The 7240-nt window shown below is 50.9% G+C and carries 8 protein-coding genes; 3 read left to right on the forward strand and 5 right to left on the reverse strand.

Going from position 1 to position 7240, the window contains the following annotated elements; all coding sequences use genetic code 11:
• Positions 1-58 precede the first annotated feature (58 nt).
• From AC0QH1_RS08345 to AC0QH1_RS08360, 4 genes are all read right to left on the reverse strand, one after another.
• On the reverse strand, positions 59-277 hold the full coding sequence (locus tag AC0QH1_RS08345) for a hypothetical protein (RefSeq protein WP_324630592.1): 219 nt from the start codon (positions 275-277) through the stop codon (positions 59-61).
• 33 nt (positions 278-310) lie between these two features.
• A complete protein-coding gene (locus tag AC0QH1_RS08350) occupies positions 311-730 on the reverse strand; it encodes a hypothetical protein (protein ID WP_324630593.1) in 420 nt (139 codons plus the stop codon).
• A gap of 106 nt (positions 731-836) precedes the next feature.
• Positions 837-1091 carry a hypothetical protein gene (locus AC0QH1_RS08355; RefSeq protein WP_324630594.1) on the reverse strand — a complete coding sequence of 85 codons (255 nt, stop codon included), beginning with the start codon at positions 1089-1091 and terminating at the stop codon, positions 837-839.
• A 102-nt stretch (positions 1092-1193) separates the two neighbouring features.
• Positions 1194-4184: a glycerol-3-phosphate acyltransferase gene (locus AC0QH1_RS08360; protein WP_324630595.1), complete on the reverse strand. Its 2991-nt coding sequence runs from the start codon at positions 4182-4184 to the stop codon at positions 1194-1196.
• Between the two features lie 40 nt (positions 4185-4224).
• Here AC0QH1_RS08360 and AC0QH1_RS08365 point away from each other — a divergent pair, with 40 nt between their 5' ends.
• Entirely contained in the window at positions 4225-4521 is a 297-nt protein-coding gene (locus AC0QH1_RS08365; RefSeq protein WP_324630596.1) for a hypothetical protein, read from the forward strand.
• Between the two features lie 74 nt (positions 4522-4595).
• Complete coding sequence (locus AC0QH1_RS08370; RefSeq protein WP_324630597.1) at positions 4596-4943, forward strand: Dethiobiotin synthetase; 348 nt, start codon at positions 4596-4598, stop codon at positions 4941-4943.
• A 289-nt stretch (positions 4944-5232) separates the two neighbouring features.
• Here AC0QH1_RS08370 and AC0QH1_RS08375 read toward each other — a convergent pair whose 3' ends face one another.
• Positions 5233-6264, reverse strand: a complete 1032-nt coding sequence (locus tag AC0QH1_RS08375; protein WP_324630598.1) for a zinc-dependent alcohol dehydrogenase — start codon at positions 6262-6264, stop codon at positions 5233-5235.
• A gap of 170 nt (positions 6265-6434) precedes the next feature.
• Between AC0QH1_RS08375 and AC0QH1_RS08380 the strand changes: the two genes are divergently transcribed.
• Complete coding sequence (locus tag AC0QH1_RS08380) at positions 6435-7109, forward strand: TrmH family RNA methyltransferase (RefSeq protein WP_324630600.1); 675 nt, start codon at positions 6435-6437, stop codon at positions 7107-7109.
• Positions 7110-7240: the final 131 nt, after the last annotated feature.

Here is a 7240-nt window from a genome sequence, read left to right on the forward strand (position 1 = left end):
TTAGGCTGGTCAGGTGGTTAGAAGTACAAGCCCCTGGCTTTAGACATGGGGTTGGTTTCTACGGAGTCCCTGACAGTCCTGGGGATTCACTGTAAACGCTTGCATCGGCAAGCTTGTTTGGCTGTTCCATGTTTTCCGGTGGGTTTGCATTGTTTTCGAGCGTGGTGCTGCGATCGAGAATAATGGTGGTCTGGGGCAAAAATCCGGCATTTTGCAGACGCAAGGTCAAAAATTTTCCGGGAAGTAGGTTTTGCGATCGCCCCAAAAGGGATGGCACGCAATCGGAATGGATCTTTGCCCTTTCCCTATTTTAAATTGTAGAGTTTAAATTGTTGAATGGGGAGTTAATGCCCGGTTCTCCTCGATTGCTGGGTTGGAGATCGTCACCACTCTCGGGACTTGTCGAGAGGGAGGATGCAACGGCGTTTTGCCCGCCATCTTTGGCTGAATCGCCAGCCACCAGTGCGATCGCCTTGTTTCTCCATCCTGCCTGCCTTGCAATCCGAGCAATGTTCGACGGTTCCCCCAGGGGGGGATAAAATATGTGAAGTTTTATGAAAAATAGAGTCAAAACAGGGATCCACCGCATGGCAACTGCTTGAATCACCGGGGCATCATCTGGAATCGGGGAAGAATTGGCTCGAGAATTAGCTCGCCGCCAGATGAACTTGGGAATGGCTTGCGCGATCGCAAGACAAACGCGATGCTCTAGCAGAGGAACTGTAGGCACAACACCCGATGCAAGTTGACTTTACGTCAAGACCTGACGCAACCCAGAGCCGGCACTACAGTTTATGATACTGTGATTGGAAAGAATTTGACCATCGAGGGGTTGATTAATACCATTGTTGGTGTATTAACCATCCATATCTCCCGTAGGGACAAGACCCTGCCTTGTGCTGACAGGCGGTGGAACTCCATCGAGAGGTTAGAAAATTGCTAGAATTTTGCCCCTCGCCGCTCTCGTCACCTATACCAAAAATCGGTAATTTTGTCAACTCTCCAGTGAGAGAGAAGCGATCGCCTTCTGCACTCTGCGATCGCCTCCTCACTTCGAGCGGCAATCCTTGCGTTTGGTTTTCCCCGCTCATTATATTGCCACGGGGGATTTGTCAACCCTCCCACGGGAGATTTTTCTCCTCAGAATTAGCTCTATATTTCAGTCCTAAGATAGATGCGCGAGAGATACTCTGTTAGAGAATTTCCACAATGCCGCGCTGACCGTCAATTCTCACCCATTGACCCTCCTGTAGGGTTTGGGTAGCATCGGCTACATCCATCACTGCCGGGATCCCATACTCCCGGGCCACAATCGCCCCGTGAGACAACTGACCGCCCACCTCCGAAATCAGACCGTTAGCCCTAGCCAAGAGCGGACCCCAACCGGCATCCGTATAAGGCACCACCACAATGGTATTTTCCGCGATCGCGCTTGCCGATTGCAAAGAGCGAATAACTTTCACCGGACCCTCAGCCACTCCCGCACTGGCACCAATGCCGCGCAATTGCTGGCCGGAGAAGGATTGTGGCGCGACTGTTGAAGGAACCCCAGGCGTATGGCCATACACCACCGACGGCACCGATACCAATTGTTCGTCTCGGGCAAAATCCCTGCGCCGGGACGCCACCAACTCCCCCACCCGATCCATGAACGGCGGATCTGCCACTTCAATCATCTGGCGAATTTCCTCAAATTCCAGGAAAAATATATCCCCCGCCTCGGATAGCACTTCTGCATCCAGCCAAACTTGCTCCAACGCTAAAAAGCTCCAGCGCAGGTGAGCGAGTAATTGGCTATAAATCGCACTCACCCGACCTTTCAGATTCAGACGAGGCTGAACCCACTGGGCTTTCATGCCGCTAGAGTTCGACTGTTGTTCCACCGCAGAGGGTTGGAATAACTGCTGAGTGAACAGTTGTCGCACCGGGCGCGGGTCTTCTTTCCACGTGGGAACCGCAATATCCGTAGCCACATCGCTGAGATAGCCGAAAGTCTCGAGAAACTCGTCCAACTGCTCGAAAATCGTCTGTCCGTCCGGCATTTCTGCCAACACCGCAAACAGTTGCGAACAATCCCCGGTTTTATCTCCCGGAAGACTGATTTCTTCCAAATCCGGAAGCATCAGCAGTGCTTCATTCGCCAATTCTTGCAGCGATCGCACCGCCGAGACTTCCGGCATTTGGCTGTAGTCAAGTTCGTTGGCGTTGACTTTGAGCACTGCTTGTCGCGCCAAAAAACTCAAGGGAGCCAAAATGCTGTAGTAAGTCGCTTCCTCTAGCAAATCCAAAATGCGATCGATCCGTCCGAGAATCGCTTTTGGGGTTTTTTCCACGTTGAGGAACATTCGCGTTGCTGCGGGTTCATTAACCCCCGAGGTTTGGCTGGCATTGTTGAGATCCGAGTTGGCCAGTTCCGCAAGAGTTGGAGAAAAGCGCTTGCGATCGGCCTCCTCAAAATCCTGACTGAGGCGGAGTTCCCGGCTGAACAACCGCAGCAACCCCCGCAGGTTGGTGAAGGTAGAACGCATCGGCGGCTTGCTGAATGAGGCTCCTCGCGTTAGAAATTCCAGACTTTCCGGGGGCAACCCCATGCGAAGGAAGATTTGCCCGAGCAACGAAGCGTTAAAGTAAGCCCGCGAAAAGTGCAAGGTAGCGGTTTGTTCGAAATTCAGATTTCTCGACCGTTTGCCCAAGACGATGGTAAAGAGTTTTCCCCAGACACCGCAGGTGAGGGGACGATTGATCGACCAGGTGAGGGGTCGGATGGTACCCGGAATGACTTCAGAGGCAATCTTGCGCGTCCAAATCGGCAACAGAGTGGTTATCGGACGCGACTGCAACAGCCACAGGTTCTCGCCATCATAGGTCCATTCGATGTCCTGCGGAATCCCGCGATCGCCGTTTTCCAAATGGCGGGCTAAATACGCCACTTGTTCGAGCAAGATCGGCGGCACTTCCCCAGTTCCCTCTACGGATAATTGCATTTGGGCAGGCAGTACCCAGCTTCCCTCTTGCTCCACATCCTCCGAGCGCACGTAAACTTGATAGCGTTCTGGGGTTACTTGTCCGGACACCACCCGGGTACACTCGCCTGGTAATGCCTCGATGCTTACTCTTTCTCCGTGACCCATTATCGGATCGCGGCTGAACGCTACCCCAGAAAAGACCCCTCGGATTTGCGGTTGAATTAGAACCGCGATCGCATCGTCTCGAACCTGGCGATCGCGGCGGTAGGTGGCTGCAGTGGATGCTTCGTAAGACTGCAAACAACTGGTAATCGCTTGCTCTAAGCCTTGGCGCGAGGTGACGTTTAATATCGTCGCGTATTGACCCGCCGCTGAGGCGTTTTCTGTATCTTCTCCCACGGCGGAAGAACGCACGATCAGGGGCGTTTCTGGGCTGGGTTGCAGATATGCACTCAGCGGAGTCGGGTCGTCCCCCGCCGGTAGCACCCATCCCTGGGGTACCGGATAGCCCTGGCGCTTCAGTTGGGATAATCTGGCCGCTTTTTGACCGACTTGGGTGGGATCGAGTTCTTTGTCTAGGCACAGGATGGCGCGATCTCCTCGGAAAAAGCGAAACAGCTTTTGAGATTGTGGATTGCTTTGAGCGGCTGGCAAATCTAAGTCATCCGGCATTTTTTGATAAATCCAGTATAGTAATACACTCAGGGCGATCGCCGCCCCAATTCTTTCGAGTTGCTGCGAATGCAATGCAGCGGTGATGGCAGGAATTAGCACTAAAACCAAATTGCGTCCCTGCTGGCGTTCCCGCACCAGAGTAAAGCTAATCCCCGCTATTAAAAAAATCAACCCAGCGGCGATCGGGTCATGCACCACAAAGCCCCACACCACATTCGTGGTCCCTGCCCCTTTCCCTATCCAGTAGCGACCCGTCACTAAGGCAATTAGGGCAATTAAGTCCCATTCTGGGTTCTGGGGAAAAAAGTGCTGCGCTAACAACACCGCCGCAATCCCTTTCAGCGCCTCGGATAGCACCGCGAGAATTCCGACCCAGCGCCCCCCATGATAGAACGCCGCCGAAACCCCAATATTGCCGGTTCCCATGCCCCCTAGGTCTTGCCCCGTCAGCGCACGCACGATCCAAGCAATTAATGGCAGTCCCCCCAAAATCGGACAGACTGTGAAAATCAGCACCGATCCCCACACTTGCGTCAGCGTCATTGAAAAATCACCTATTTCGCCTCGGTCGGATAAAGATTCTATGATAATCTCTTCTGTTTCATCCGCCGATCTCTACTATGCCGCAAAAATTTCCTCCCTTGCGGGAAAAGCACAATCGCCTCGGCGATTCTCCCGCCACGGCGCGCGATCGCTCACTCCTCCCGATTCTTCTGCTCAGATTTCCTGTTTTTGTCTGTGGATCGACCCACCCACTGTGGCTCACTCCACTCTTTTAGCCGGAGCTGCCCAGGATCCGTTCTCGCCTGTTCTCCCCCTTTGGCGATCGTCCTGGTTCTTTCATGCCCTCCGCATCAGGCTTTTCGTCTTCCGTTTCTAACGCAACTTTCAAAAAATGATATAAGGTTTAAAATGCAATAACATTGGCTGAAAAACTGTGCCACCTGTCAGGTTATGGATTACGAAACTGCCTATTATTTTTTAATCGATCAGGGCATGGCTCTGGTTTATCAGGGCAATCCCGATGACTTACTCCGCCGTCTCCAAGACGGAAAACCCCCTATTCCCGGTCAGCTCACTTCTATTCTTTTGGCGCTTAAGGTGGTATTTGATGGATTGCAAGGTGCTAAATCTCTCGATCGCCAGTTGGTTTGGGCGCTCTATCTCCTGACGTTTGAAAGTCAACAGCTTTTTGACGCCGGTTGGCGCGCTGGGGTGGATTGGCCCCCTCTATTAAAAGAGGATTTGCATCGCGTGAGCTTAGCCGTTCAAAGTATTTATTCCGGTGTTTGGCAATCTTAATCTTTTCCGGTTCGTTCAAATTATCAATGAAAAAGCTATTTTTTCTGCAACACTTTCATCTTTTTCTCTCGTTTTCTCTCGTTTCCAGTATGAGCTGGGAAGGGTTTTGCCGATGTTTTGCCTAGGCAAACTCAGGGAGCTAAATAATAATTTGCACCCTGGCTTAGTTGTTTCAATTGGATGAACTAGAAAGCTCGAATCTGTCCTTTTCCAGCAGGCATAAAATCCACAAAGTTGCGGATTTAAACCTTATGAGAACGGCAATGAATTACTCTGAGGAATACTGGGGTTAATGGGGAATCATCGCCACTTTGATGACTTTGCGATCGCGCATGTCTTGCAACACTGATTCTAAGTCTTTCAGGGGACGGCGATCGCTGATGAGCAGCTCAAAGGGAATCTGGCGACTGGCAATGGTGGAAAGGGCTTCGCGCACGAAAAATGGGGTGTTATGAAAGACTCCTTTGAGGGTGAGTTCGTTATAGTGTAACTGTTCGGTGTTGACGGTAATGGTGGTCTCTCGCGGACAACCGCCAAATAAGTTAATTGTCCCTCCCGGACGCGCCGAGGCGATCGCGGTTTCCCACACTTGCGGAACGCCGGTGGCTTCTATGACCACATCCGCACCCCATCCGTCACAGAAAGACCGCACCACTTCGGGGATGTTTTCGGTTAGGGTATGATGATTGAAGGTTTGCGAAGCGCCCAGTTTTTCGGCAATTTCTAAGCGGCGATCGTTCCCGCCAAATAAAATGACGCGATCGCAGCGGTGGGCTAAGACGCCAACGAACATTAACCCAATTGCGCCATCTCCGAGAATGGCTACGCGATCGCTGCATTTGATATTTGACCGGGCAATTCCATGCAAAACGCAGGCTAAAGGTTCCGTCAGCGATGCCAATTCATCAGGCAATTCATCGGGAATGGGGAGCATATTATGTTGGACAATTGGGGCGGGAATTTTTAGATATTCCGCAAAGGTACCGTTATTCCACGTTAAATTCGGACACAGAGAGTATTCTTGTCGCTGGCAGAAAAAACAGGTCATACAGGGGGCGGAATTATTGGCAACGACGCGATCGGATACCTTCCATCCCTTCACCCCAACTCCTTTCGCCACAATTCGACCCGCCGCCTCATGTCCGAATAAGGTGGGAGGTCGCAACATCCTCGCATGACCCCCGCGCCGCCAAACCTTCAAATCCGTCCCGCAAGTGGTCGCCGCCCCCACTGCGATCGTGACTTCCCCCCATCCGGGCGTCGGATCCTCCACCGCTTCTAACCGCAAATCTTCTTTCCCGTAAAGTAATGCCCCAAGCACGATACACTATCCCTTAACCATTGTCTCGATGATTTTATCACCCACTCGAACAGTTTGTTTTAACCGCCCAAAAAATAGCTTTAGCACTAAAAATGCTCCCACAGCATGGTTCTGTTAAGATAGTCGGAGATTTCGCAAGAATTTTCAGTCGTTGTCCCGCCGGTTGATTGATGCAACTGCAAGAAAAAAAAGCCCTCATCGCTTATTTAAGCCAATTCGCCACCCCAGCACGGCGCGATCGTATAGAATCAGTATTGAACCGTCGAACCCGTTACCTGACCCTCGTTCTCGAAGATATTTATCAGACCCATAATGCCAGCGCCGTACTCAGAAATTGCGATTGTTTTGGCATCCAAGACATCCATATCGTCGAAAACTTAAAAGAATTTACCCTCAACAAAGATGTTAGCGTAGGTTCCGAACGCTGGCTGAGTGTTTACCGTTATCGCGATGAAAATACCAACAACACTCAGCACTGTTTGGAAAAACTCAAAAGCGAAGGCTACAAAATTATCGCCACCTCTCCTCATGCAGAAAAGCCCCTTGACGAACTTTCCATCGATGAAAAACTAGCCTTGCTATTTGGTTCGGAAGTGAATGGACTGTCCGATTATGCCCTCCAAAATGCAGATGAAGTGGTGACAATTCCCATTCAAGGCTTTAGTGAAAGTTTTAATATTTCCGTGAGTGCCGCATTATGTTTGTACCACCTTACGACTCGATTGCGGAAAACCAAAAAAAATTGGCCGCTAACCGAAGCAGAAAAAATAGAACTGCGCTTAAATTGGTTGAGAAAATCAGTTCGCCACAGCGAAAATTTGGAACAAAAATTTTTCCAAAATTGAACGTTTAATCTGATAAAAACAACAAAGCCCCCTTCAAGAAAAGAAGGAGGCTTGGCTGAAAAATTAACCGGGCACCGAGCTATTTTCCCAGGAAGTCACCCTCCAAGTATCGTCGCCGCAGTCGCGTTTCA

The organism is Phormidium sp. CCY1219 (genome assembly GCF_055795085.1).